The sequence below is a fragment of the Parvibaculum sp. genome (genome assembly GCF_049671045.1).
Classification (GTDB): domain Bacteria; phylum Pseudomonadota; class Alphaproteobacteria; order Parvibaculales; family Parvibaculaceae; genus Parvibaculum.
On the sequence record NZ_JBATUH010000061.1, the window covers coordinates 19,408 to 41,455 of the forward strand.

Annotated in this window: 18 protein-coding genes, 1 tRNA gene and 1 pseudogene; 12 read left to right on the top strand and 8 right to left on the bottom strand. The window is 64.8% G+C overall.

The features are described from left to right. The first annotated feature begins 212 nt into the window (after positions 1-212). The 4 genes from WBG82_RS07495 (at position 213) to WBG82_RS07510 (ending at position 2,537) form a co-directional block, all read left to right on the top strand. Entirely contained in the window at positions 213-464 is a 252-nt protein-coding gene (locus WBG82_RS07495; RefSeq protein WP_424423250.1) for a hypothetical protein, read from the top strand. 117 nt (positions 465-581) lie between these two features. Beyond that, positions 582-1,829 carry an LLM class flavin-dependent oxidoreductase gene (locus WBG82_RS07500; protein ID WP_424423252.1) on the top strand — a complete coding sequence of 416 codons (1,248 nt, stop codon included), beginning with the start codon at positions 582-584 and terminating at the stop codon, positions 1,827-1,829. A 253-nt stretch (positions 1,830-2,082) separates the two neighbouring features. Continuing rightward, positions 2,083-2,250, top strand: coding sequence for a hypothetical protein (locus tag WBG82_RS07505; RefSeq protein ID WP_424423255.1), 168 nt, complete (start codon positions 2,083-2,085; stop codon positions 2,248-2,250). 17 nt (positions 2,251-2,267) lie between these two features. Next, on the top strand, positions 2,268-2,537 hold the full coding sequence (locus WBG82_RS07510; protein WP_424423257.1) for a hypothetical protein: 270 nt from the start codon (positions 2,268-2,270) through the stop codon (positions 2,535-2,537). Positions 2,538-2,549: 12 nt separating this feature from the next. On the opposite strand, the gene WBG82_RS07515 is transcribed toward WBG82_RS07510, so the two are convergent. Continuing rightward, complete coding sequence (locus WBG82_RS07515) at positions 2,550-4,022, bottom strand: AMP nucleosidase (protein ID WP_424423260.1); 1,473 nt, start codon at positions 4,020-4,022, stop codon at positions 2,550-2,552. A gap of 238 nt (positions 4,023-4,260) precedes the next feature. Between WBG82_RS07515 and rpmI the strand changes: the two genes are divergently transcribed. The 7 genes from rpmI (at position 4,261) to lepA (ending at position 12,218) form a co-directional block, all read left to right on the top strand. Next, a complete protein-coding gene (gene rpmI, locus WBG82_RS07520) occupies positions 4,261-4,461 on the top strand; it encodes a 50S ribosomal protein L35 (RefSeq protein WP_324299562.1) in 201 nt (66 codons plus the stop codon). A 32-nt stretch (positions 4,462-4,493) separates the two neighbouring features. Then, entirely contained in the window at positions 4,494-4,850 is a 357-nt protein-coding gene (rplT, locus tag WBG82_RS07525) for a 50S ribosomal protein L20 (RefSeq protein WP_324299560.1), read from the top strand. 164 nt (positions 4,851-5,014) lie between these two features. Next, a complete protein-coding gene (pheS, locus tag WBG82_RS07530) occupies positions 5,015-6,109 on the top strand; it encodes a phenylalanine--tRNA ligase subunit alpha (protein ID WP_424423263.1) in 1,095 nt (364 codons plus the stop codon). Further along, positions 6,106-8,544: a phenylalanine--tRNA ligase subunit beta gene (gene pheT, locus WBG82_RS07535; RefSeq protein WP_424423265.1), complete on the top strand. Its 2,439-nt coding sequence runs from the start codon at positions 6,106-6,108 to the stop codon at positions 8,542-8,544. The genes pheS and pheT overlap by 4 nt, the downstream gene beginning before the upstream one ends. A gap of 41 nt (positions 8,545-8,585) precedes the next feature. Further along, entirely contained in the window at positions 8,586-9,383 is a 798-nt protein-coding gene (locus WBG82_RS07540; RefSeq protein ID WP_424423268.1) for an alpha/beta fold hydrolase, read from the top strand. Positions 9,384-9,443: 60 nt separating this feature from the next. Then, positions 9,444-10,268 (top strand): enoyl-CoA hydratase-related protein, encoded by an 825-nt coding sequence (locus WBG82_RS07545; RefSeq protein ID WP_424423270.1) that lies wholly within the window; start codon positions 9,444-9,446, stop codon positions 10,266-10,268. Between the two features lie 147 nt (positions 10,269-10,415). Further along, positions 10,416-12,218 carry a translation elongation factor 4 gene (lepA, locus tag WBG82_RS07550; RefSeq protein ID WP_424423273.1) on the top strand — a complete coding sequence of 601 codons (1,803 nt, stop codon included), beginning with the start codon at positions 10,416-10,418 and terminating at the stop codon, positions 12,216-12,218. A gap of 70 nt (positions 12,219-12,288) precedes the next feature. Here lepA and WBG82_RS07555 read toward each other — a convergent pair whose 3' ends face one another. Further along, positions 12,289-12,576, bottom strand: a complete 288-nt coding sequence (locus WBG82_RS07555) for a hypothetical protein (RefSeq protein ID WP_424423276.1) — start codon at positions 12,574-12,576, stop codon at positions 12,289-12,291. Positions 12,577-12,756: 180 nt separating this feature from the next. On the opposite strand from WBG82_RS07555, the gene WBG82_RS07560 reads away from it, so the two are divergent. Further along, positions 12,757-12,846 (top strand) — tRNA-Ser (locus tag WBG82_RS07560). 263 nt (positions 12,847-13,109) lie between these two features. Here WBG82_RS07560 and WBG82_RS07565 read toward each other — a convergent pair. The 6 genes and pseudogenes from WBG82_RS07565 to WBG82_RS07590 all read right to left on the bottom strand — a co-directional run. Next, positions 13,110-14,129, bottom strand: coding sequence for a DUF4236 domain-containing protein (locus WBG82_RS07565; protein ID WP_027444202.1), 1,020 nt, complete (start codon positions 14,127-14,129; stop codon positions 13,110-13,112). Between the two features lie 25 nt (positions 14,130-14,154). Then, positions 14,155-16,239: a 3'-5' exonuclease gene (locus tag WBG82_RS07570; protein WP_424423279.1), complete on the bottom strand. Its 2,085-nt coding sequence runs from the start codon at positions 16,237-16,239 to the stop codon at positions 14,155-14,157. 2 nt (positions 16,240-16,241) lie between these two features. Then, positions 16,242-16,628, bottom strand: a complete 387-nt coding sequence (locus WBG82_RS07575) for a hypothetical protein (protein ID WP_424423281.1) — start codon at positions 16,626-16,628, stop codon at positions 16,242-16,244. A 100-nt stretch (positions 16,629-16,728) separates the two neighbouring features. Then, positions 16,729-19,614 (bottom strand): site-specific DNA-methyltransferase, encoded by a 2,886-nt coding sequence (locus WBG82_RS07580; RefSeq protein WP_424423284.1) that lies wholly within the window; start codon positions 19,612-19,614, stop codon positions 16,729-16,731. Then, a complete protein-coding gene (locus WBG82_RS07585; protein WP_424423286.1) occupies positions 19,614-21,536 on the bottom strand; it encodes a GmrSD restriction endonuclease domain-containing protein in 1,923 nt (640 codons plus the stop codon). Before WBG82_RS07585 ends, WBG82_RS07580 begins: the two co-directional genes overlap by 1 nt. Before the next feature lie 2 nt (positions 21,537-21,538). After that, positions 21,539-22,048, bottom strand: a pseudogene (locus WBG82_RS07590) (restriction endonuclease); the annotation flags it as partial.

The window sequence follows — 22,048 nt, forward strand, 5'->3', positions numbered from 1 at the left end:
TGCGCCTTGCCTCGCGGTCACGCCGCTTCCCGCGGAAAATGGCCGGAATGGAAGCTTTTCGAGCCCATCCACCCCTTCTGCGGGCGTTGTCCTATTTACTTTTATTAATAAATAGCAGAACCTAAGGACTAGGCCTTTGTGTGAGTCGGCCTTGAGCGGCGCGGGCAGTGCGAGGTGCTAAACGCAGCCGGGCAGGAAGAGGGTATGGACAAATGTCGTTTGCCGATTTGTGGAGATCGTGGACGGGCCGCCGCCGCGTCTCCTTCTATGACAGCCAGCATGTGATGCGCCGCGCGGTCGAGGAGAAGGGCCCCATCGATCTGACGAGCCTGAGCGACGATGAGCTGAGGCGCCTCGTCATGGAGGAATCGAACTCGGCCCGCGCCCTTGCAGCCCTACACCAGCTCGAGTGGCGCCACAGCGCCGGACTGGCGCGGGAAGGTGGCGTTCAGGCCGTGTTCTGACGGAGCGTCCTCCGCGCGGAACATGCGTTTGGTCTGATTGTGCGCGATGAAGCGCTCGAAGCGCCGCGCCGAATCCCTATACTCCTCCCAAACCGATTTTGTGTTGTGGAGGATTCGATGAAATTCGGAGTGTTCTACGAGCTGCAGCTGCCCAAACCCTGGAAGAAGGGCGACGAGGCGCGGCTCTTCCATGAAGCGCTCGATCAGGTGGTGCTCGCCGACCGGCTGGGCTACGACTACGCTTGGGAGGTCGAGCATCACTTTCTCGATGAATACTCCCATTCATCCGCACCCGAAGTATTTCTGTCCGCCGCTGCGGCGCGCACGTCGCGCATCAGGATCGGGCACGGCATCCGTCAGGTGATTCCGAATTACAATCACCCGGCGCGCACCGCCGAAGGGCTCGCCACGCTCGACATCATCTCGAACGGCCGCGTCGAATTCGGTATCGGCGAAGGCGCGACGCGGCTCGAGCTTGGCGGCTTCGACATTCCCGCCCGCGAGAAGCGCGCCATGGCGCTGGAGGCGGCCGAGCAGATCGCCAACATGATGGTGCTCGATCCCTATCCGGGCTTCGAGGGCAAATATTTTTCCATGCCCTGCCGCAACGTGCTGCCGAAGCCGGTGCAGGAGCCGCACCCGCCCATGTGGATGGCCTGCACCAATCGCGACACGATCAAGATCGCGGCCTCGCTCGGGCTCGGCGCGCTCGCCTTCTCCTTCGTCGATCCGAAGGAGGCGCAGGTCTGGTCGGACATCTATTACGGCATCATCAAGTCCGAGCAATGCGTGCCGATCGGCCACTCGGTCAACGCCAATATCGCGATGGTCTCGAATTTCTCCGTGCACAAGGATCGCGCCGAGGCGATCCGGCGCGGCCATGAGGGCTTCGAGTTCTTCGGCTATGCGCTCAACGCGCTCGTGGCTCACGACACGGTGCCGGGCCGCACCGATATGTGGGGCGACTACATCAAGGCGCGCGGCAACCGCACCGAGGAAGTGATCGAGGCGGCGGCGCGCGCCGATCAGATCGCGACCGGCATCGGTACGCCGGACGACATGCGCGCCCATCTCAAGGCCTTCCAGTCCGCGGGCGTCGATCAGGTGATCTTCATGCAGCAGGCGGGCCGCAACAGGCATGAGCATATCTGCGAGTCGCTCGAACTCTTCGCCGCAGAGGTGATGCCGGAATTCAAGGTCGAGGCGGCGGCGCGGGAAGAAAGGAAGGCGCGCGAGCTTCAGCCCTTCATCGAAGCGGCGCTCGCCCGCAAGAACTGGATGAAGCCGCTCGCCGACCACGAGATTCCGGTGGTGAAGGCGTCCGTCGCCAGGGCGCAGGTCAACCAGACAAGCGCGGCCGATTGATGCGGATGCGGGCGGAGCCGCGAACCGCTCCGCCCGTGCTCTCTGTTTCCGCCCGCCTTGATTCCGCCCGCCTTGATTCCGCCATGCCGGCGCAAAGTTTTCGCCATAACGCGCGCCCATCCTTGAGCATCGCCGCCTTCGCGGCGGATTCCGGCATCGCTCGATGAAGGGTACGGGCGAAGCGCATCCGGGATGAACGATGTGTGCGGGTGCCGGCCGGAGCCGGGCGCCTGCCGACAGCGGAGTTCAGACCATGCGTCGCAAGCGTAAGATTGCTGCCGCGGTACTTCTCTCGATCTTCGGCCTCTCCGTGCTTGGCGGCTGTATCATAGTGCCTCGCCATGACGGCTATGGCAGCCGCTACCATCACTACCGGGATCGCGACGGCGACCATGGCCGCGACTATGGCGACTGGCGTTGATGAGAGAGGTTCGGATCATGCGTGGATATGTGAAGCTCGCAGGCGCAGCGGTGATCGCCGCCGGCCTTGCCGGCTGCGTCGCCTATCCGGTCGGGCCCGACACTTATGCCTACGGGCCGGCCTACGGCTATTACGACGGGCCCTACTACTATTACGGCCCGCCCGCCTATATCACGGGATCGTTCTTCTACTATGACGGGCCGCGCTGGTATCGCTCGCCGCGCTATCACGCCCGCCCGCATGGCAATCGCTGGCATGGCCATAACTGGAGCGGGCGCCACCGCTAGCGCGGGGCGCGGTCATCTGAAGGCGGGCTCGTCGAAGCTTCTGAGCTTGCGCGAATGAAGTTCCTCGACGCCGCGCTCGCGGATGAGGCGCAGAGCCTCGAGCCCGATCGAGAGATGCTGGCTCACGCGCTGGCGATAAAAGGCGTTGGCCATGCCTCTGAGTTTGATCTCGCCATGCATAGGCTTGTCGGAGACGCAGAGCAGCGTGCCATAAGGCACGCGGAAGCGGAAACCGTTGGCGGCGATGGTCGCGCTCTCCATGTCGATGGCGATGGCGCGCGACTGGTTGAAGCGCGTGTAGAGATCGTCGTAGCGAAGCTCCCAGTTGCGATCGTCGGTCGAGACGACGGTGCCCGTCCGCATCCGCGTCTTGAGATCGCGGCGGGTGAGGCCGGTGATGCGCGCGACCGCCTCCTGAAGCGCGACCTGCACTTCCGCGATGGGCGGCACCGGCACGAAGGGCGGCAGATCCTGATCGAGCACCTTGTCGTCGCGCACATAGGCATGGGCGAGCACATAGTCGCCGAGCTGCTGTGAGCGGCGCAGCCCGCCGCAATGGCCGATCATCAGCCAGCAATGCGGCCTGAGCACGGCGAGATGATCCGTGATCGTCTTCGCGTTGGAGGGGCCGACGCCGATATTGACGAGGGTCACGCCGAGCCGGTCGCCGCGCACGAGATGATAGGCCGGCATCTGCGGCAGCGATCCCTCGGAGCGGCTCTCGCCGCCATGCGTCTCGCCCCGTTCCTGCACGAGATCGCCGGGCTCGACGAAGCGCAGATAGCCCTCCGGCCCGCCGCCCTCCGCGACGAGGCTGTGGCCGAGCGAGATGAACTCGTCGACATAGCGCTGATAATTGGTGAAGAGCACGAAGCGCTGGAAATGCTCCGGCCTAGTCCCGGTGTAGTGGTGGATCCGCTGGAGCGCGAGATCGACCCGCTCGGCTGAAAAGAGCGCGAGCGGCTGCACCGCGCCGGGCGCCGGCCGCCATGTGCCGTTGGCGACGGCATCATCCATGACCGAAAGATCGGGAAGCGCGAAGACGGCGCCCAATGCGCGCACGTCTTCCGGGCCGATATCGGTCGTCGCTTCCTCGACGACGAAGGGGAGCGGGATGGGCCGCTGGCTCACGCCGACCTCGACCGGCACCCGGTGAAAGGCCACGAGCCGCGCGATCTGGGCCCGGTAGTACTCGCCGAAGAGATCGGGCCGGGTCAGCGTCGTGCCATAGGTGCCGGAATAGGCGAGCGTGCCCCAGGAGGGGCGGCTGTCATAGACGAGGTGCTCGGGGCCGATGGTGAGGCCGAGATAGGGATAGCAGGGGGCGATGGCGCGGCCCGAGCGTTCGCCACTGGCGAAGGCGGCAAAGCGCTCCCGCAACATGCCCGCCGAGCGGGCGTAAATCTCGCCGATACGGGCGAGCGCCGCATCCGCATCGCTGAAGGAGGTGAGGTCCGAAGCGGGGTGGGAAGGTGTCGCGTTCATGGGACCAAGGCTAGGCGAGGCGCCGATGCGGGTCACGAGGAATCCGGCCGCTCCCGCCGCCCTCCCGGAGGGTGGCTACCCTTGACCTTCCTGCCTTTTGGCTTATAAGTCCGCACCTTCGGGACGGCCCGGCTATGAAGGGCATGCCGTGGCGCGTCCGAAATGCCAAAGTCGGCTCCGTTTTCCTTGAGATTTCAAGGTCTTCAGCGAACGGGGCCCCAAAATGCAGGAGTGCAAAATGCCCAAGTTGAAGACCAAGAGCGGGACGAAAAAGCGCTTCAAGCTCACCGCGTCCGGCAAGATCAAGCGCGGCCAGACCGCCAAGCGGCACGGCATGATCAAGCGGACCAACAAGCAGATCCGGAACAAGCGCGGCACCACCGTCATGGCGGATGTCGATGCGGCGCGCGTGCTGAAAAACTTCATGCCTTACGCGTGAACCGGAACCGTACCTGACAAGGAGCTAAGCACATGTCGCGCGTCAAAAGGGGTGTTGCAGCGCACGCCCGCCACCGCAAGATCATCAAGAAGGCGAAGGGCTATTACGGCCGTCGCAAGAATACCTTCCGCACGGCGAATCAGGCGGTTGAGAAAGCCGCCCAATACGCCTATCGCGACCGGCGCACCAAGAAGCGCAATTTCCGCGCGCTCTGGATCCAGCGCATCAACGCCGGCGCCCGCGAACTGGGCCTGACCTATGGCCGATTTATCGACGGCCTCGGCAAGGCTGGCGTCGAGATCGACCGTAAGGTTCTCTCCGACCTCGCCATCCATCAGCCCGAGGCCTTCAAGGCCCTGGTTGAGAAGGCCAAGGCGGCGCTCGCTTAACAGCAACCGCTTTGACCTGGCCGTTCAGGGCCGGTACACCCGTCGGGACCCCGCGCGCCGCGCGGGCCCTCCCGGGGTGAGGGCGGACCGTCGATCACTCACTTCTGTTCCCCCGCTCCCCGATTTGCCCGGCGCATGGCGGAACATTGAGGCTTGAGAAGGTCATGACGGACATTCAATCGGAAGTCGAAAAGCTCGAGGCGGATTTCCTCGCCGCCATCGCGGATGCGCTCGAGGAGCGAGTGCTCGAGGATGTGCGCGTCGCCGCCCTCGGCAAGAAGGGCCGCGTCTCCGAGCTCATGAAGAGCCTCGGCGGCATGAGCCCCGAGGAGCGCAAGACGATGGGGCCGCTGCTCAATGGCCTCAAGGACCGGCTGACCGATGCGATCTCGGCCCGCAAGTCGGCGCTTGGCGAGGCGAAGCTCGAGGCGCGGCTCGCCGAGGAGAAGATCGACGTCACGCTGCCCCTGCGCGAAAGTGCGCTGGAGGCCGGCCGCATCCACCCGCTGACGCAGGTCTGGGACGAGGTCGTCGCGATCTTCGCCGACATGGGTTTCGCCGTCGAGCAGGGCCCCGACATCGAGAGCGATCACTACAACTTCACCGCGCTGAATTTCCCCGAAGGTCACCCCGCGCGGGAGATGCACGACACCTTTTATTTCGAGGCGCGGGCCGACGGCTCTCGCCCCTTGCTCCGTACACATACGAGCCCCGTGCAGGTCCGCACCATGGAGCGAGGCAAGCCGCCCTTCCGCTTCGTCTGCCCGGGCCGCACCTATCGCTGCGACAGCGACCAGACGCATACGCCGCAATTCCACCAGATCGAGGGCGTCGTCGTCGACGAGACGACGCATCTCGGCCATCTGAAATGGACGCTGGAAGAATTCCTGCGCACCTTCTTCGAGGTGGAGGGCGTCGAGCTTCGCATGCGCCCGTCCTTCTTCCCCTTCACGGAACCTTCGATGGAAGTCGATGTGCGCTGCGCCCGTCTCGGCAACGAGATCCGCATCGGCGAGGGCAATGACTGGCTCGAGATTCTGGGCTGCGGCATGGTGCATCCGAATGTGCTGAAGGCCGCCGGCGTCGATCCCGAGCGCTATCAGGGCTTCGCCTTCGGCATGGGCCTCGATCGCCTCGCCATGCTGAAATACGGGATTCCCGATCTGCGCGCCTTCTTCGAGAGCGATCTCAGATGGCTGCGTCACTACGGTTTCTCGGCGCTCGACGTGCCGACGCTCGCGGGAGGGCTCTCGTCGTGAAGTTCACTCTGTCCTGGCTGAAGCAGCCGCTCGAAACGCAGGCGTCGCTCGACGAGATCGCGGATCGCCTGACCATGCTCGGCCTCGAGGTTGAGGGCATCGCCGATCCGGCGCGCAAGCTCGCCGACTTCTCCGTCGCGAAAATCCTCGAAGCCGTGCAGCATCCCGATGCCGACAAGCTCAGGGTCTGCAAGGTCGACGCCGTGGTCGAGGGCAAGCGGCAGGTGCTTCAGGTCGTCTGCGGCGCGCCCAATGCGCGCGCGGGCCTCACCGGCATCTTCGCGCGCTCGGGCGCGACCATCCCGGTCAACGGCATGGTGCTGAAGCCGACGAAGATTCGCGGCGTCGAGTCGAACGGCATGATGTGCTCGGAGCGCGAGCTCGAGCTCTCGAACGAGCATGAAGGCATCATCGAACTTCCCGGTAGCTGGGAAGTGGGGACGCCCGCGGCCGAAGCGCTCGGCCAGAACGATCCCGTGATCGAGATCGCCATCACGCCGAACCGGCCGGACTGCCTCGGCGTCCATGGCGTCGCGCGCGATCTCGCCGCCGCCGGCGTTGGAGTCTTGCGCGAAGGCACGCTCGACCCGGTGCCGGGCGCCTTCGATTGCCCGATCGGCGTTCGTCTCGAATTCGCTCCCGGTACGGAGAATACGTGTCCCGTTTTCGCCGGGCGGCTCATCCGCGGCGTGCGGAACGGCCCGAGCCCCGCATGGCTCCAGAATTATCTGAAGGCGGTAGGCCTGCGTCCGATCAACGCGCTTGTCGACATCACCAATTTCCTGTCGCTCGACCGCGCGCGGCCCCTGCATGTCTATGACGCGGCGAAGCTCCAGGGCGGCATCCATGTGCGCCTCGGCCGCGCGGGCGAGAAGCTCAAGGCGCTCGACGGCAAGACCTACGACATCTCGCCGGACTATTGCGTCATCGCCGACGATGCGCGGGTGCTCGGCCTTGGCGGCGTCATGGGCGGCGAGGAATCAGGCTCGACCGAGGCGACGACCGATGTCTTCATCGAAAGCGCCTGGTTCGACCCCTACCGCACGGCCAAGACCGGCCGCGCCACCGGCATCGTTTCGGATGCGCGCTACCGCTTCGAGCGCGGGGTCGATCCGGCCTTCGTGCTGCCGGGGCTCGAACTTGCGACACGCATGGTCATGGAGCTGTGCGGCGGCACGCCGTCGAACATCGTCGTGGCGGGCAAGCCGCCGGTGACGAACAGGACGATCGCGTTCGATCCGACGCGCATCGAAAGGCTCACCGGCCTTACGCTCGCGCGGGCCGACGCGGCGTCAATCCTGACGAAGCTCGGCTTCGGCGTCGCTGAGGCGCCGGGCGGCCATCTCGATGTCACGGTGCCGAGCTGGCGGCCGGATGTTGACGGGCAGGCCGATCTCGTCGAGGAGGTCGTGCGCGTACACGGATTGTCGGAGGTGAAATCCGTGGCGCTGCCGCGCGCCCATGCGGTGGCGGAGCCCGTGATCTCCACCCGGCAGCGCCGCGAGCGGCTCGCCCGCCGTGCGCTCGCCGCGCGCGGCCTCGTCGAGACGGTCAACTGGTCCTTCATCTCGGAAGCGCAAGCGACCCTTTTCGGCGGCGGCAACGCGTCGCCGGGACTGAAGCTCGCCAATCCGATTTCCTCCGACATGAGCCATATGCGGCCGAGCCTGCTTGCGGGCCTCATCGCGGCGGCCGGGCGCAATGCCGACCGGGGCTTTGCGGATATCGCGCTCTTCGAGGTCGGCCAGCAATTCGCCGACGACACGCCGGAAGGCCAGACGATGGCGGCGACGGGCATCCGACGCGGCACGGCGCGGCCTCATGGCGCGGGCCGGCACTGGCAGGGCAAGGCGGGCCCGGTCGAGGCGATGGATGCGAAGGCCGACGCGTTCTCGCTCGCCGCTGTTCTCGGCGCGCCGGTCGCAAGCCTTCAGGTGAACACGGATGCGCCCGCCTGGTACCATCCCGGACGCTCCGGCGTCATCCGGCTCGGACCGAAAACGGTGATCGGCTATTTCGGCGAACTCCATCCGCGCGTGCTCGCCGAGCTCGATGTCGCCGGGCCGCTGGTCGGGTTTGAGGTCTTCCCCGACGCGATCCCCGAGCCCAAGCGCAAGGCGACGCGGGCGAAGCCCCCGCTCGATCTCTCGGCCTTCCAGCCGGTGAGGCGTGACTTCGCCTTCACCGTCGAGGCGGGCGTCGCCGCGGGTGATCTCATCCGCGCCGCGCGCAATGCCGACAAGAAGCTCGTCACAGAGGTCTCGCTCTTCGACGTCTTCGAGGGCGGCTCGCTCGGCGAGGGCAGGAAATCGCTGGCGATCGAAGTGACCTTGCAGCCTGTGGAGAAAACGCTGACCGACGAGGAGATCGAGGCCGTCTCGAAGCGGATCATCGCCGCAGTCGAAAAGGCGACGGGCGGCGTACTGCGCGGATGACGGATCAGACCTGTCCCTCGAAGGACGGGGGAGGGGATGATATGGACTTCGAAAGCTATGAGGCCGGGCGCCGGGACGGCGAGGGGCGCGAGATCGTGCTCCGTGGACGGAGCATAGGTCCGGCGGACGGCCCCGCCATCGTCATGCTCGCCTCGCTCGGACGGCCGGGCAGCGATTTCGACATCATCGCGCGGCCGCTCGCCGACAAGGGCTTCCGGGTGATCCTGCCCGAGCCGCGCGGGATCGGCGGCAGCTCGGGGCCCATGGAGGGGCTCACGCTCCACGACCTCGCGGCCGATGTCGCCTGCGTGATCGAGGCGGTGGCGCGCCCGCCCGTAGTGCTGGTCGGCCATGCCTTCGGCAATCGCCTCGCCCGTACGACCGCCGCCGACCATCGCGCCCTCGTCTCGCGGCTCGTGCTGCTCGCCTGTGGCGGCCTCATCGAAATGCCGGAAGAGGCGCGCCAGGCGCTTATCGGCTGTTTCGACGAAACGCTTTCGCCGGAAGCCCATCTCGACTGTGTCAGGCGGGGCTTCTTCGCCGAGGGCAACGACCCCGCGGTGTGGCGCGACGGCTGGTCGAAGCCGGTGATGCTGATGCAGTCCTCCGCCGTGCGCCGCACGCCGGTCGAGGATTGGTGGGAGGCGGGCGGCCAGCCGCTTCTCGTCGTGCAGGCGACGGAGGACGCGATCGCCCTTCCGGCGAACGCGCATGATCTCAAGGCACGGCTCGGCGAGCGGGTGACGCTGGTTGAGCTTACCCATGCGGGCCACGCCATGCTGCCCGAGCAGCCCGGCCGCATCCTCGAGGCGATGACGGCCTATCTCGGCTGTAAATAAAAATATCCCCAATTATCGTCGGGCCCGGCGGCCCTATATTGGTGCCAGGAGGAAGGGCCCATGGAACTCAAGACCATCATCTACAAGGTCGCCGATTTCATCGCGACGATCACGCTTTCGAGGCCGAAGCGCCGCAACGCCTGGACCGGGCGCATGCACACCGAATATCGCTGGGTGCTGGAGCAGGCCGACAAGGACCCTGCCGTGCGCGTGATCGTGGTGACGGGCGCCCCGGAGGGCGGGGCCTTCTGCGCGGGCGCCGATCTCGGCGCGCTGGAGGGCCATTCCGAGAAGGGCCGCTACGACCCCGGCATCAGCGAGGACATTGCCCGGCCGGGCTATGGCGTGGCGCCGGAGTTCGATGCGACCTTCGCCTATCATTTCGGGCTGACGAAGCCCGTCATCGCGGCGATCAACGGCCCGGCTGCGGGCGTCGGCCTCGTGCTCGCCGCCTATGCCGACCTGCGCTTCGCGGTGCCGGGGGCGAAATTCACCGCCGCTCACGGGCGCTTCAACTTTCCGGCCGAATACGGGCTCTCCTGGCTGCTGCCGCGCATCGTGGGGCTCACCCATGCAAACGACATCCTGCTGTCGAGCCGGGTCTTCACCTCCGAGGAGGCGCTCGCCATGGGCTTCCTCAACAGGCTGCTGCCGCCCGCCGAACTGATGCCCCATGTGCTCGATTATGCCGCGCGCATGGCCGAGGGCGTCTCGCCGGGCTCGCTCCGGGTCACCAAGAACCAGATTTACAGGGACCTGCACCGGGATGCGGCGAGCGCCGTCAACGAGGCGGAACGGCTCCTCTCGGAAATGGCGACCCATCCCGACTACAAGGAAGGGGTCAGGGCCTGGATGGAAAAGCGCAAGGCCCAATGGCAGGGCTGATGGGGCAGGGCTGATGGGGCAGGGCTGATGGGGCAAGGCTGAGGGCGGGGCCGGATTCGGGGCCCCGACCCCCGCGAAATCGGCCGGCCGCATTGGCTTCAAGGCCCCGCCGGTGCTATATGGGCGCGCCTGAACCCAGAAAGCCAAATGACAGATCACGCCCATATCCGCAATTTTTCCATCATCGCCCATATCGACCACGGCAAATCGACCCTGGCCGACCGGCTGATCCAGCTTTGCGGCGGCCTCGATGCCCGCGAAATGAAGGCGCAGGTGCTCGACTCGATGGAGATCGAGCGCGAGCGCGGCATCACCATCAAGGCCCAGACCGTCCGCCTGGAATACAAGGCGAAGGATGGCGAGCTTTATGAGCTGAACCTCATCGACACGCCGGGGCACGTGGACTTCGCCTATGAGGTGAACCGCTCGCTTGCCGCCTGCGAAGGCTCGCTCCTGGTCGTCGATGCGAGCCAGGGCGTCGAGGCCCAGACGCTCGCAAACGTCTATCAGGCGCTCGAGGTCAATCACGAGATCGTGCCAGTCCTGAACAAGATCGACCTGCCGGCGGCGGACCCCGCGCGCACCCGCCAGCAGATCGAGGACGTGATCGGCCTCGATGCGTCGGACGCGGTGGAGATCTCGGCGAAAAGCGGCATCGGCATTCCCGACGTGCTGGAGGCGATCGTGACGCGCCTGCCCGCGCCCAAGGGCGACATCAAGGCGCCGCTCAAGGCCATGCTGGTCGATAGCTGGTATGACAGCTATCTCGGCGTCGTCGTGCTGGCGCGCATCATCGATGGCGAGATGAAGAAGGGCCAGCGCGTGCTGATGATGGGCACGGGCGGCTCCTACACGATCGATCAGGTGGGCATTTTCCGCCCGAAGCGCGAGACGGTGGCGGCACTCGGGCCCGGCGAGATCGGCTTCTTCACCGCCTCGATCAAGGAAGTGGCCGACACGCGCGTCGGCGACACCATCACCGAGGAGCGCCGCCCCTGCGCCGCGCCCCTGCCGGGCTTCAAGCCGGCGCAGCCCGTGGTCTTCTGCGGCCTCTTCCCGGTCGATGCCTCGGAATTCGAGGATCTGCGCGAGGCGATGGGCAAGCTGCGCCTCAACGATGCGAGCTTCGAGTTTGAGATGGAGACCTCGGCCGCGCTCGGCTTCGGCTTCCGTTGCGGCTTTCTCGGGCTTCTTCATCTAGAGATCATCCGTGAACGGATCGAGCGCGAATTCAACATCGATCTCATCACCACGGCGCCCTCGGTCGTCTATCACCTGCACATGACCGACGGTACGGTGCAGGACATGCACAATCCGGCCGACATGCCTGACGTGATGAAGATCGACCACATCGAGGAACCGTGGATTCGCGCGACGATCCTCGTTCCCGACGAATATCTCGGCTCAGTGCTCAAGCTCTGCGAGGACCGGCGCGGCACGCAGATCGACCTCACCTATGCGGGCAGCCGCGCCATGCTCGTCTATCGCCTTCCGCTCAACGAGGTGGTGCTCGACTTCTACGACCGCCTCAAATCGGTGAGCCGCGGCTATGCGAGCTTCGACTATCACATCGAGGGCTACGAGCCCGGCGATCTCGTGAAGATGTCGATCCTCGTCAATGACGAGCCGGTCGATGCGCTCTCGACCATCGTGCATCGCTCGCGCGCCGAGCAGCGCGGCCGCGCCATGTGCGAGAAGCTCAAGGAACTGATCCCGAAGCACCTCTTCAAGATTCCGATTCAGGCCGCCATCGGCGGGCGCATCGTCGCGCGCGAAACGATCGCCGCCATGCGCAAGGACGTGACCGCCAAATGCTATGGCGGCGACATCTCGCGCAAGCGCAAGCTCCTCGACAAGCAGAAAGAGGGCAAGAAGAAGATGCGGCAGTTCGGCCGCGTCGACATCCCTCAGGATGCCTTCATCGCGGCGCTCAAGATGGACGAGAACTGAGCCCGGAAAACGGGAAGGCCGCCCTGCCCGGCGGGCGGGGCGGCCTCAAGTCTTCAGGCGTCCGGGCGCCTCAGCCCCGGCTGAGCCGGACGAGACCCGCGATCACGATGCCGATGACGCCGAGCACGGCCCAGGACGGATAGGCAAGGCCCGTGGTGAGCGGGCCGGAAACCACCGGAACATTCGCCGTAACCCAGCCGGTCACGGTGTCGAAGGAGGACTGGTTGAGCAGTCCCCAAAGCTCGCTGAGCGAGCGGACCTGCACTTTTCCGGCCTCGAGCGAGCGCAAGGCATCCGAGCCGAGCGCCATCAGGGCGACCGTGATGAGCAGCAATCCAATCAGCCGAAACAAAACCATGACAAGGACCCCCCAGCCCCAGCGATTGATGGACGAACCGGCGAAAGCCTAGCCGCAACGAGTGTCCCAAACAAGCACACTCATGTGACATCGGCGGCGCAATTCGGCCATTTGGGCCGGTTGATTAAGGGCCAGCCTCTTGTATAGTGCGCCGCGCCCGGCCCTCCGGCCGGCGCTTCCGGAGGGATGGCCGAGTGGCTGAAGGCGCACGCTTGGAAAGCGTGTTTACGGGAGACCGTAACGTGGGTTCGAATCCCACTCCCTCCGCCATTTCTAACCTGTCGAACGTTCTCCGCGCTCGAATGCGGGGCTGAAACGCCAAGGAACCGCGCGGTTCGGGCGCAGACCTGTGGACTGTGACGTCGGCACACTCAGCTCCGAACGTTCTCTCTCCGCCCTTTTTCTCTCGACCTCTGGACTGAACCGACGCCAGTACGGAATTCTATGTCATTGAAATAAAACGTAAAAATGTCTGCGTCTCGTCGCGGCGATTGATATCCTCGTCGGCAAGCGATCGGCGCCGAAATCGGACATCAAAGCTCGAGCCGTTCGGCGACATCCTCGAACCCCGGATCCTCGGCATAAATGCGCTCGAACTCGCGTCGGGCCTGTGCTTGGCGGCGCTGGCCATCGTAGAGCAACGCACGCTCATATCGGACCTGCCGCAGCAGCTCGTCCGGGCGGTCCTTGCGCCGCCGGAGCGCCAACGTGAGAACGTCGATCGCCGCATCGGGCAAGCCCAAGCTGACCAGCGCGCGGGCCCGATAGAGCAGCAACGCCGTATGGACCGGAGTCTCGTTTTCGACAGACGCGCTCAGCTCTGCGATGCGTCGCAAGTGCTCGGGGTTCGGATGATCGAGCGCAAGTTCAGCGAAGGAGAGCAGGACGACGGGATCCGACTTGTCCAGATCGAGCAGCTGATCCAGACGGATCAATGCGTCGCCCGAACGTCCCTGCAACTGGTAGACCTCGACCAGGGCCAGAAGTGTCCCCCGTTCGCGAGGCCGCACATGCGCCGATATTTCGGGAGTGATCGGCAGGCTGATGGTCGCGTTGACTCCGTACTTGCTGAACAACGAATCGAGTTCGTGTCTCCGTTCCAAGGCATCGAGCAGGCAACGCTCCGCCTGTTCGAAGTTCTCACTCTTCAGGTGAAGCATCCCGGCAAGCCATGCGGCGTCGGCCAGAGAAGCCGAACGGTCGAGCAGGACAAGCGCCTCGCTGTCATCGCCCTCATTCAGCGCCTTTAGCCCATCGACGAAGGCCCGCTCCGCCGCGGGTGTGATCAGGCGCTGGAAAAATCCGAGCGTCAGACGATCTCTCGCGCGCACCATTGGTGCGGATGCACCGCGCTCTTGCCCGCGTCCGGCCCCTGGATCGCGCATCGTGTAGAAGAGGCCGGTGCCAGGAATGCCTGCCGTCGCGCGGTTTCCGCGGGGGCTTATCGTGTACTTGGCCCCGCGCGGCCCGAAGGATAGCGAAGCCGCCGATTTCGAGAGGTTCAGCGTGACCCCGGGCGCAAGTCGGATGCGGCGCCAAAAACGGAATGCCATACGCTTGCCTCCCGCGCCCTCTCGCCTATCGCGCCAGATCGTCGAGGAACTCGGAGGCCGGATCGACGCCGGTGATCAGCAGCCGGTCGCGGGCGCGGGTGCAGGCGACATAAAGCAGATGGCGTTCGGTGTTGTAGACCTCCTCCAGATCGGACTCATCGGCGACGGTCTCGATCCGCTCCTGCAACGGCAGCACCTCGTCGTCGCATGCCATCACGGCGACGGCACGGAATTCGAGGCCCTTGGCCAGATGCATGGTGCTGATCGCGACCTTGCCTGCTTCCGCCTCTACCTTGTCGCTCAGCTCGACACCCGATGCGCCAGCGGTCTTGATCGCGGCCCGCGCGCGTTTCAGTTGCTCGCCGGTTCGAACGAACAGGCCGACCTCATGCGGCTGGCAACCCTCTTTCAGGCGATCGGCGAGCCAGTGCCCGACGGCTTCGCTCTCTTCCGTGGCCGTATCGAAGGTGCAGATCTCGGGTGCCGGCCCGTTGAACACGGAGATGGTGCCGCGGCGGCTCTCGGTGTTACCGTCAACGTCGGAGATGTTCGGCGGCAGCAGCCGATCCGCCTGGGCGCGGATCTGGTGGGAGGTGCGATAGTTGATCCGCAATGTGTGGGAGCGTCCACGTAAGTCGATGCCGAGCGATTTCCACGAGAAGGGTTGCTGGAAGATGCGCTGTCCGAGATCGCCGGCGAAGAACAGCCCGTCCGGCCTGTGCGAAACCAGTGCGGCCAGGAAGCGGGCCTCGGCCACGCTGATATCCTGCGCCTCGTCGACGACCGCGAAATCGAACGGCCGCTTCTCCGTCGCGCCATAATGCGCCGCGAGACGGCCGAACACGCCGGACCATGTCACCGCCTTGCGCTCGGCGAGACCGGCGCGCAACTGCTCGAAGATCGACCAGAGTGCTTCCCGCTGCTTGCCGCCAATCCGCGTCTTGCGGCCAAGGCGCGAGACATCGCGGTACCCCTCCCAGCTTCCGATCTGCCAGGCATCGACGACCTCCGACCAGTCCCCGGCGAGGAAGGGCAAGGAGAACTTCTGGCCATCGTCCTGTCCCGCCGCCTTGGTGAGCAGAGTGTGAACGAGGGACGGCGAGGCGATGTTCGGCTGCCCGAAAAGACTGGAATAGAGATCATAGGCGACGCCCGTGATGGACTGCACGGTGATCCGCGCCAAAACGGCCGGTTCGTTTCCGGCCAGATGCTGCAGCTTCACCTTCAGCGCATTGGCGAGCGCCTTGGAGAAGGTCGTCAGCAGAATGCGCGCCTGTGGTTCGTTGCGCGCCAGATGCACTGCGCGATGCAGAGCCACCACCGTCTTGCCCGTGCCCGCGGACCCCGAAATCCTGGCCGGCCCCGAATAGCTGCGCTCCACATATTGCAACTGGTCGGGATGGAGGAAGACCGCCCATTTCTCCCAAGGATAGTCGAGCGCGCGCTGCAGTTCCTCGATGTTGGTCAGGACCCGGAAACGCCGCTGCGCATCGGGATGGGCGAACGGATCGGCCTCCACGGGTGCCGTCACGGGCGGCTCCGGCTTCTCGCCCACCGCCAGCTTCAGGAGCGCCTCCTGCGCCTCCTGCGGCAGATGGGAGATGATGTCGAACAGGGTGTCCTCGGTCGCCCGGCGAACGTCCTCCACCCACTCCTCGGGTACCCCGAAACCCATCAGCTCGAATTTGCGCAGATTGTCGAAGAGTTTCGGCCTCGCAGCCGGCGCGGGGGCAACCGGCTCCGCGACCTCCTTCGGCTTGAAGATCTCCACCTCTTCGACGCGCTCGCGCACCTCGACGAGCTGCATGGCGCCTGTTGTCGGATGCCGCTCGATCTTGCGCCGTTCGGCCCATTTGTAGGCGTCGTCGTGGTGATCGACATAGACGAGCAGCAGGCTCGACTGCGTGCGGTGGACGATCAGCCGGATGTCGGCGTTCACTCGCACCGACCAGAAATTCGGGTCCTTGGCGCGGTCCAGCTTGTGGAAGGAAAGGCCCGGCGCGGAGGCATCGAGTTGCAGGTCGAAGGCGGTCGTCTTCACTGCCTTCTGTTCCTGCGCGGTCAGCCTGGACAGGCTGTCGGTGAACGTGTCCGCAATCCGGAATTCCATGCTTAATCCACCCCATACTCCGCCAGCCGCCGTTCAGCCGCGGCTACGACCTCGGGCTCGAACTCCTGCCGATATTTCAGGATCAGCGATTCTGCCGACATGTCGGCCATTCCGAACTCCATCAGCTTCAGAAATCCCTCTGACGGTTTCGGCTTGAGTGCGAGATCGGCAAGGGTCTTGCGGACACCGGCGCGGGCGAGCTTCTGCCTGGTGCGTGACAATCGAGTGGTTCTGCCGTTCTGCTCGCTCAGCGCTTCTTCTAGCGCGCACATGACAGCGGCGAAATCGGCTGCGAGCGGGTCGTCAATGTCGCGGCCTTCGATGCGACATAACTGACGGAAGGCGGCCTGATAGACATCGTCCCGCCCCAGCCGGCGGGCATTCGCCATCCAGTTCCGCAGCTTTTGCTGATCCCATTCCTCCGAGAGATCCGGCGCCTTTGCTCCCATCGTGCTCATCCCCCCACCGCCCTGTTGAGCTTCAAGGCGCTCACCCCACTGAGAACACCTTCATGACCTCGTCGCCGAGGTGATTGATGACCTTCACCGCGATCCGCCCCGACGCCGGCTTCGGGAAGGGGCGCGACGTGTCGCTGTGCAGGCTTTCCCAGGCCTCCTGATCGATTTCGGCCTTCAGCGTCATCTTCAATGCCTTGTAGGGATCGTTCGCGCCGAGGAAATAGGCGTGGCGGACGAAGAAGCTTTCCTCGTTGTAGTCGGTGTCGAGCATCCAAAGCGCGATACCGTCGGTGCCTTCGGAGACGACTTCGCCAGTCTGCGGCTTGAAGACGTCGACGCCGAACACCTTCACCCGGATCATGCCGTCGCCCGCATCCTCGATCTTGATGTCGGGCTCGCCGAAGATGACGAAGAGGTTACCGGCGCTGGTCGATTTCAGGTCCCCGCCCATGTGCAGGTCGGGGTTCATGCGGGCCTTGAGCACCGGTACGCGGCCGAGCTTGTCGAACTCAGCCGAATGAGCGTCATAGTTGAAGGCGCAGGCGATCAGAACATCAAATCCGGCATCGCCCGCCTCGCGGGCCGCAGCTACCAGATCGGGGCGGCTGACGGTACCGAATTCGGGACCGATGAAGATGCCGGCGCGCTTCTGGCGATCGCCCTCCATGAAGGCGCCCTCGGCGCAGATGAAGCGGCCGGGCCAGCCGGTCAGGCTGGTGAAGGTGATCCGATCTTCCTTGTGCGCCTGCTGGACGCCGGCGGTCTTCAGGTTCTCCAGGATCATGTGCGCGAAGTCGGTCACGCTCTCGTCGCGATCCGCCGCCTTGCGCTTGCCCTCGGCGGCCTCCAGCACATCGATCAGCTCGTCGTTCCAGTCCACCGCCAGCGTCCGGTGGGGCGAGAGGCTTTCAACCGTAAAGGGCCCGGCAACGCGGACCCTGGAATTGTCCACGTAGGGCTTGTCGTAGAGATATTCGAACTCGGCCTTGGCGGCGATGGATGCATCGATCTCCTTCTGCCGCGCGATCCGCGCCTCCCAGAAGCGGGCGAGCGCGGCCTTGGCGGGTTCGGGCCAGCCCTTGGGGGCCTCGCGCGGAATCTCCCACTCCATGAAGCCGCCAGCGGGGGCGGGCTCGCCGGAGGGCAGCGTGACCTCGCCCTCCTTGCGAAAGTCGATCGTCTTGCCGGCGCGGCCGCCGGTCTCGACCTGGAAGGGCTCCGGGTGTCCTTTCAGGGCGGCGTTGAGGGCAGCCCGCGCGTCCTCGACGGCGGGCTGCATCCGCTCCCAGATCACGTCGATCTCGGCATTATTGGCGATGGATTTGAGAGTGATGTGCGGCACGCGCTCGTAGACGAAACCCATGCGGATATCGCCGCGGGTGGGTGTCGTCTTCGGGGCCGTGCGCGTGACCTCGCCTTCCTTCTGCTGGCCTTCGGGGCTGTCGGCCAGCAGGTAATAGGGATAGCGCGCGCCCATCAGGCGCGAGCGGGCAAGTGCGATGGCGACGCGGCTGGTGTCGATGGTGATCCAGCGCCGCCCCCACTGCTCGGCGACATAGGCCGTGGTGCCCGAGCCGCAGGTCGGATCGAGCACCAGATCGCCGGGATCGGTGGCCATCAGGATGCAGCGTTCGATAATCTTTGTATTGGTCTGGACGACGTAGGTTTTCTGATCGGTGAAACTGCCCGTTCCAGTGTCTCTCCAAAGATTGTTGAGCGCCACAACGGGATAGTCGTCTACCATCCGGACATATCTGAGAACGTTTCCGGATGTGCTGTAAAGCCTCGCGGCTCGGCCGAGGCGCGAGAGACCGGTTCCTACTGTTTTGAAAGTTCCCTTTCGAGGCTTGAAAGTGAGACCAAACTCGCGAAATTCCTTTAGATCACCTTCGCCGAGTGGGCGTTGGCTCATGATATTGTCAGGAAAAAAGACCCTATCAGTCGGTGACGTGGGATCGGCACGCTTCATCTGGCCTGCTTCATCCCTGACATATGCGTAGTATTCGAACCCGCCACGATCATCCTTGAATTGTAGGAGCTGACGGTACTTGGCCGACGTTTTGTTTCGTGCATACCAAATGACGTAATCACCGGCCGCCGACAGCATACTCGTTCCAAGGCTAGTCGTAGATTGGAACATTATAAGGGAAACGAAATTCTCGTCCCCAAACACCTCATCCAACAGCGCACGCACGCGATGGACGTTCTCGTCGCCGATCTGCACAAAGATGCTGCCGCTCTCGTGCAACAGATCGCGCGCCACGGTCAGCCGGTCGCGTAAGTAGGTCAGGTAGGAATGGATGCCGTCGCGCCAGGTGTCGCGGAAGGCGCGGACCTGTTCGGGCTCGCGCGTCACATGGTCCTTCGCGCCGTCCTTCACGTCGCGTGAGGTGGTGGACCACTGGAAGTTGGAATTGAACTTGATGCCGTAGGGCGGATCGAAATAGATGCACTGCACCTGCCCGCGCAGGCCCTCGCGCTCGGCCAGCGACGCCATGACCGCGAGTGAGTCCCCCGAGATCATCCGGTTCGACCAGTGCTGGTCGTGGGCGTAAAACTCCGTCTTGGCTTCCAGGTCCAGGCCGTTGAAATCCGCAAAGAGGTCGGCCACCGGCGGTGCGGACTCTTCAGCGCGCGCCCTCGACACGCGCTTCAGGTCGTCGATGACGACCTTGGGGTGCACCTTCTCCTGGATATAGAGCGGCGGAGCGGAGACGATGAGGTCAGACCAGTCCTGCTCGTCCTTGCCGCGCCAGACGAGCTGCGGATCGAGGTCGCGGTTGCGCCGCTCATAGGCGAGCTGGATCGGCGTCTTGTCGGCCTCGCGCATGAGGCTCTCGAACTCGGCCGTCGGGATGTTCTTGCGGGTCGCCGAGTCGTGCTTCAGCGCCTCGACCTCGATCGGTTTCTTCGCCATTACGCGGCCTCCTCTGCTTGCGCGTCGGGCAGATCGAAGCCCTCGTCATCCTGGGGGATATCCTCGCCTTCCTCGGGCGCCACGCCGGCCTTGATGACCGGGTGGCCGGTCGCCTTGGCGATCATGGCGAGGAGCCGCGCCTCGCGATCCGCCATGAACCCTTCGAAATCGTCGGCACGCAGAAGCGCCGGGTCCATCGCGTGACTTGCGAGGTATTCGTCCAGCGCGGCGGGCGCGATGGGCGGCGTATCCTTGCCGCCCATCTCCAGCCGGGAGAGATACTCCGAAGGCGCGACCCCGCCGAGGATGCGGTTGGTCTTGTAGCTGAGCGGGGTCTTGTTGACGACGGTGTCAAAGACCTTCGGCTCGATCTTCTGCTTCTTGCACCAGTCCTGCGGGAAAATGTGGTGGATATCGACATACTCGTCGAAGAACACCGTCTGGCCGTAGGGCTGGCCCGAACGGAAATCGATCGCCCCCTCGGCCATCAGCAGGGCGTGGATGCCCTTGTAGGCGGCGGAGAGGCGGGTGCGCAGCGTGCGCAGCCGTTCGGGGCGGAAACGCCCTTCGGTGATGGTGCTGGGCTCGGGCCCGCCATCGAGCCAGGCGGGGACTTCGAGCACGTCCTTGGCGAAGCGGGATTCGATGGCGGACCCGTATAGCTCGCCGAAGATGCCGCACCAGAACCAGCGCGCCAGCCGGTCGCGAACCGCGGCATGGTCGAATTTCGGGCCGATGATCGCGAGGATCGCGGCGAACGGGACGAGCTGGCCCTGATAGGGCAAGTCGATGACGCGGTAGATGTGGTTCTGGCGGAGGAAGCGGGCAGCCGCCTTGAACCCGTCCTCGACCGCGCCACGGTGCTTCAGATAGGCCTCCAGCGGCAGGTCTAGCAGCGACTGGCGCGTCGCCCGGACGGCGGAGAGCTCGGACTCCTTGCGGCCCGCGGCGATTTCGGCCGCGCGCTTCTCGACGCCGTGCAGGAGCGCAATCGCCTGCAGGACATCCGTCGCGGCGACCTTCTCCAGAACACCGAACTTCTGCTCGGCCGCGCGGCCGTAGAGCTGCAGGCGCGTCTGCAGCCCGGCCTGGCCATCGGCGCCGAGCCAGTCGTCGCGGAGGCGATGCCCGCGGGCGGCGTACATAGCGGTGACGAGCTCAAAGGCATCGAGCGGCTTGCCGCCGGTGTTCACCTTTTCGAAGACGAGGCAGACCGCCTCGTGCGAGGTGTCGGGGCCCAGCGCGATGACCGGCAGCTGGTAAGCCTTGAAGTTCTGGAGGACTTCATCCTTGAACGGCTTGAAGAGCCTGCGCGTCTCGGGATCCTTCTCCAGCCAGTATTCGTTGAACCCGTCCTGCCATTCGTCCCAGTCGAACACCTGGTTCAGCGGGAACATGAGATTCTGGTATTCGAGCTCGGGCGTGGAGAGGTCGAGTTCGATCTTCCGGTCGAAATCCGATTTGATCCGCCGATCTTCCGGCACGGAGACGATGGCGTTCTCGCGATCCTCGGCCGGGTTCATGGCCTTGCGGATGTCGATGTAGAACCAGCGCCTCACGAGCTTGAGGCGCGGAGTAACCGTCTGCACCACCTCGCGCCGCAGGCAAGTCTGGTAGAGCGACGTCATGCGCTGCTGGCCATCGAGGAGGAGCTGGTCCGGCGCGCCAGCGGCTGCGATCGGATCGGCGCCCTGGATCGGGCGCCGCGCGAAGGTATCGGCGGCTCCCGGCTTCACTTCCAGCGTCATCAAGGCGCCGACCGGAAAAGCTTGCGAGATCGACGCGATCAGACCCTTGATCCGCTCCTCATCCCAAACCCAGCTGCGCTGAAAGTCGGGAAGCTGGATCTTCCCGCTTCCGCAATGCCGGAGCAGTTCTTCAAGGCTGACCGGATTGGTCTTGAATGCTGCCTGCTTCCCCAAGGTCACACCTCGTGATCGACGACGGCTGCGGCAGCGTGTTCACACTGCGCAGCGATCAGTTTGTTGAACTCCGCCTCGATCTCGTAGACGGCGGTGAACTCGGCGAAGGCCCAGCGTCCGTAGCGTTCGAGGTTGTTGACGCCCGGCACCCAATAGGCGCGCATGGTGTTCGCCTTCTCCTTGGCGTCCTCGCCGCGGAAGCCCTTGATCTCGACGATGAGGTTCAGCGGGTCTAGATGGCCATCGTCCACCTGGACGATGAAATCCGGGATGTATTTTCGGGGCGTCGAGCCCATCAGGTAGGGCACGTCGAGGCCAAGATTCTGGTTCTTGACGTAGGCGCGAACCTTGGGGTGCGCCTCTGCCACGCGGCAGAACTCCGCCTCCCAATCGCTGTCGCAGACGACCCAGTTCACGTGGCACTTGCGCGGGTCGGTCTGCCAGCGCGTTTCCTTCGACGTCGTGAAGTTGACGAAGGCCGTCGAGCCGGTGGGGTTGTAGGCGTCGAGGAT

Coding starts and splice junctions, on each gene's coding strand:
- WBG82_RS07495 (WP_424423250.1), top strand. CDS start 213: ATGTCGTTTGCCGATTTGTGGAGATCGTGGACGGGCCGCCGCCGCGTC.
- WBG82_RS07500 (WP_424423252.1), top strand. CDS start 582: ATGAAATTCGGAGTGTTCTACGAGCTGCAGCTGCCCAAACCCTGGAAG.
- WBG82_RS07505 (WP_424423255.1), top strand. CDS start 2,083: ATGCGTCGCAAGCGTAAGATTGCTGCCGCGGTACTTCTCTCGATCTTC.
- WBG82_RS07510 (WP_424423257.1), top strand. CDS start 2,268: ATGCGTGGATATGTGAAGCTCGCAGGCGCAGCGGTGATCGCCGCCGGC.
- WBG82_RS07515 (WP_424423260.1), bottom strand. CDS start 4,022: ATGAACGCGACACCTTCCCACCCCGCTTCGGACCTCACCTCCTTCAGC.
- rpmI (WP_324299562.1), top strand. CDS start 4,261: ATGCCCAAGTTGAAGACCAAGAGCGGGACGAAAAAGCGCTTCAAGCTC.
- rplT (WP_324299560.1), top strand. CDS start 4,494: ATGTCGCGCGTCAAAAGGGGTGTTGCAGCGCACGCCCGCCACCGCAAG.
- pheS (WP_424423263.1), top strand. CDS start 5,015: ATGACGGACATTCAATCGGAAGTCGAAAAGCTCGAGGCGGATTTCCTC.
- WBG82_RS07540 (WP_424423268.1), top strand. CDS start 8,586: ATGGACTTCGAAAGCTATGAGGCCGGGCGCCGGGACGGCGAGGGGCGC.
- WBG82_RS07545 (WP_424423270.1), top strand. CDS start 9,444: ATGGAACTCAAGACCATCATCTACAAGGTCGCCGATTTCATCGCGACG.
- lepA (WP_424423273.1), top strand. CDS start 10,416: ATGACAGATCACGCCCATATCCGCAATTTTTCCATCATCGCCCATATC.
- WBG82_RS07555 (WP_424423276.1), bottom strand. CDS start 12,576: ATGGTTTTGTTTCGGCTGATTGGATTGCTGCTCATCACGGTCGCCCTG.
- WBG82_RS07565 (WP_027444202.1), bottom strand. CDS start 14,129: ATGGCATTCCGTTTTTGGCGCCGCATCCGACTTGCGCCCGGGGTCACG.
- WBG82_RS07570 (WP_424423279.1), bottom strand. CDS start 16,239: ATGGAATTCCGGATTGCGGACACGTTCACCGACAGCCTGTCCAGGCTG.
- WBG82_RS07575 (WP_424423281.1), bottom strand. CDS start 16,628: ATGGCGAATGCCCGCCGGCTGGGGCGGGACGATGTCTATCAGGCCGCC.
- WBG82_RS07580 (WP_424423284.1), bottom strand. CDS start 19,614: ATGGCGAAGAAACCGATCGAGGTCGAGGCGCTGAAGCACGACTCGGCG.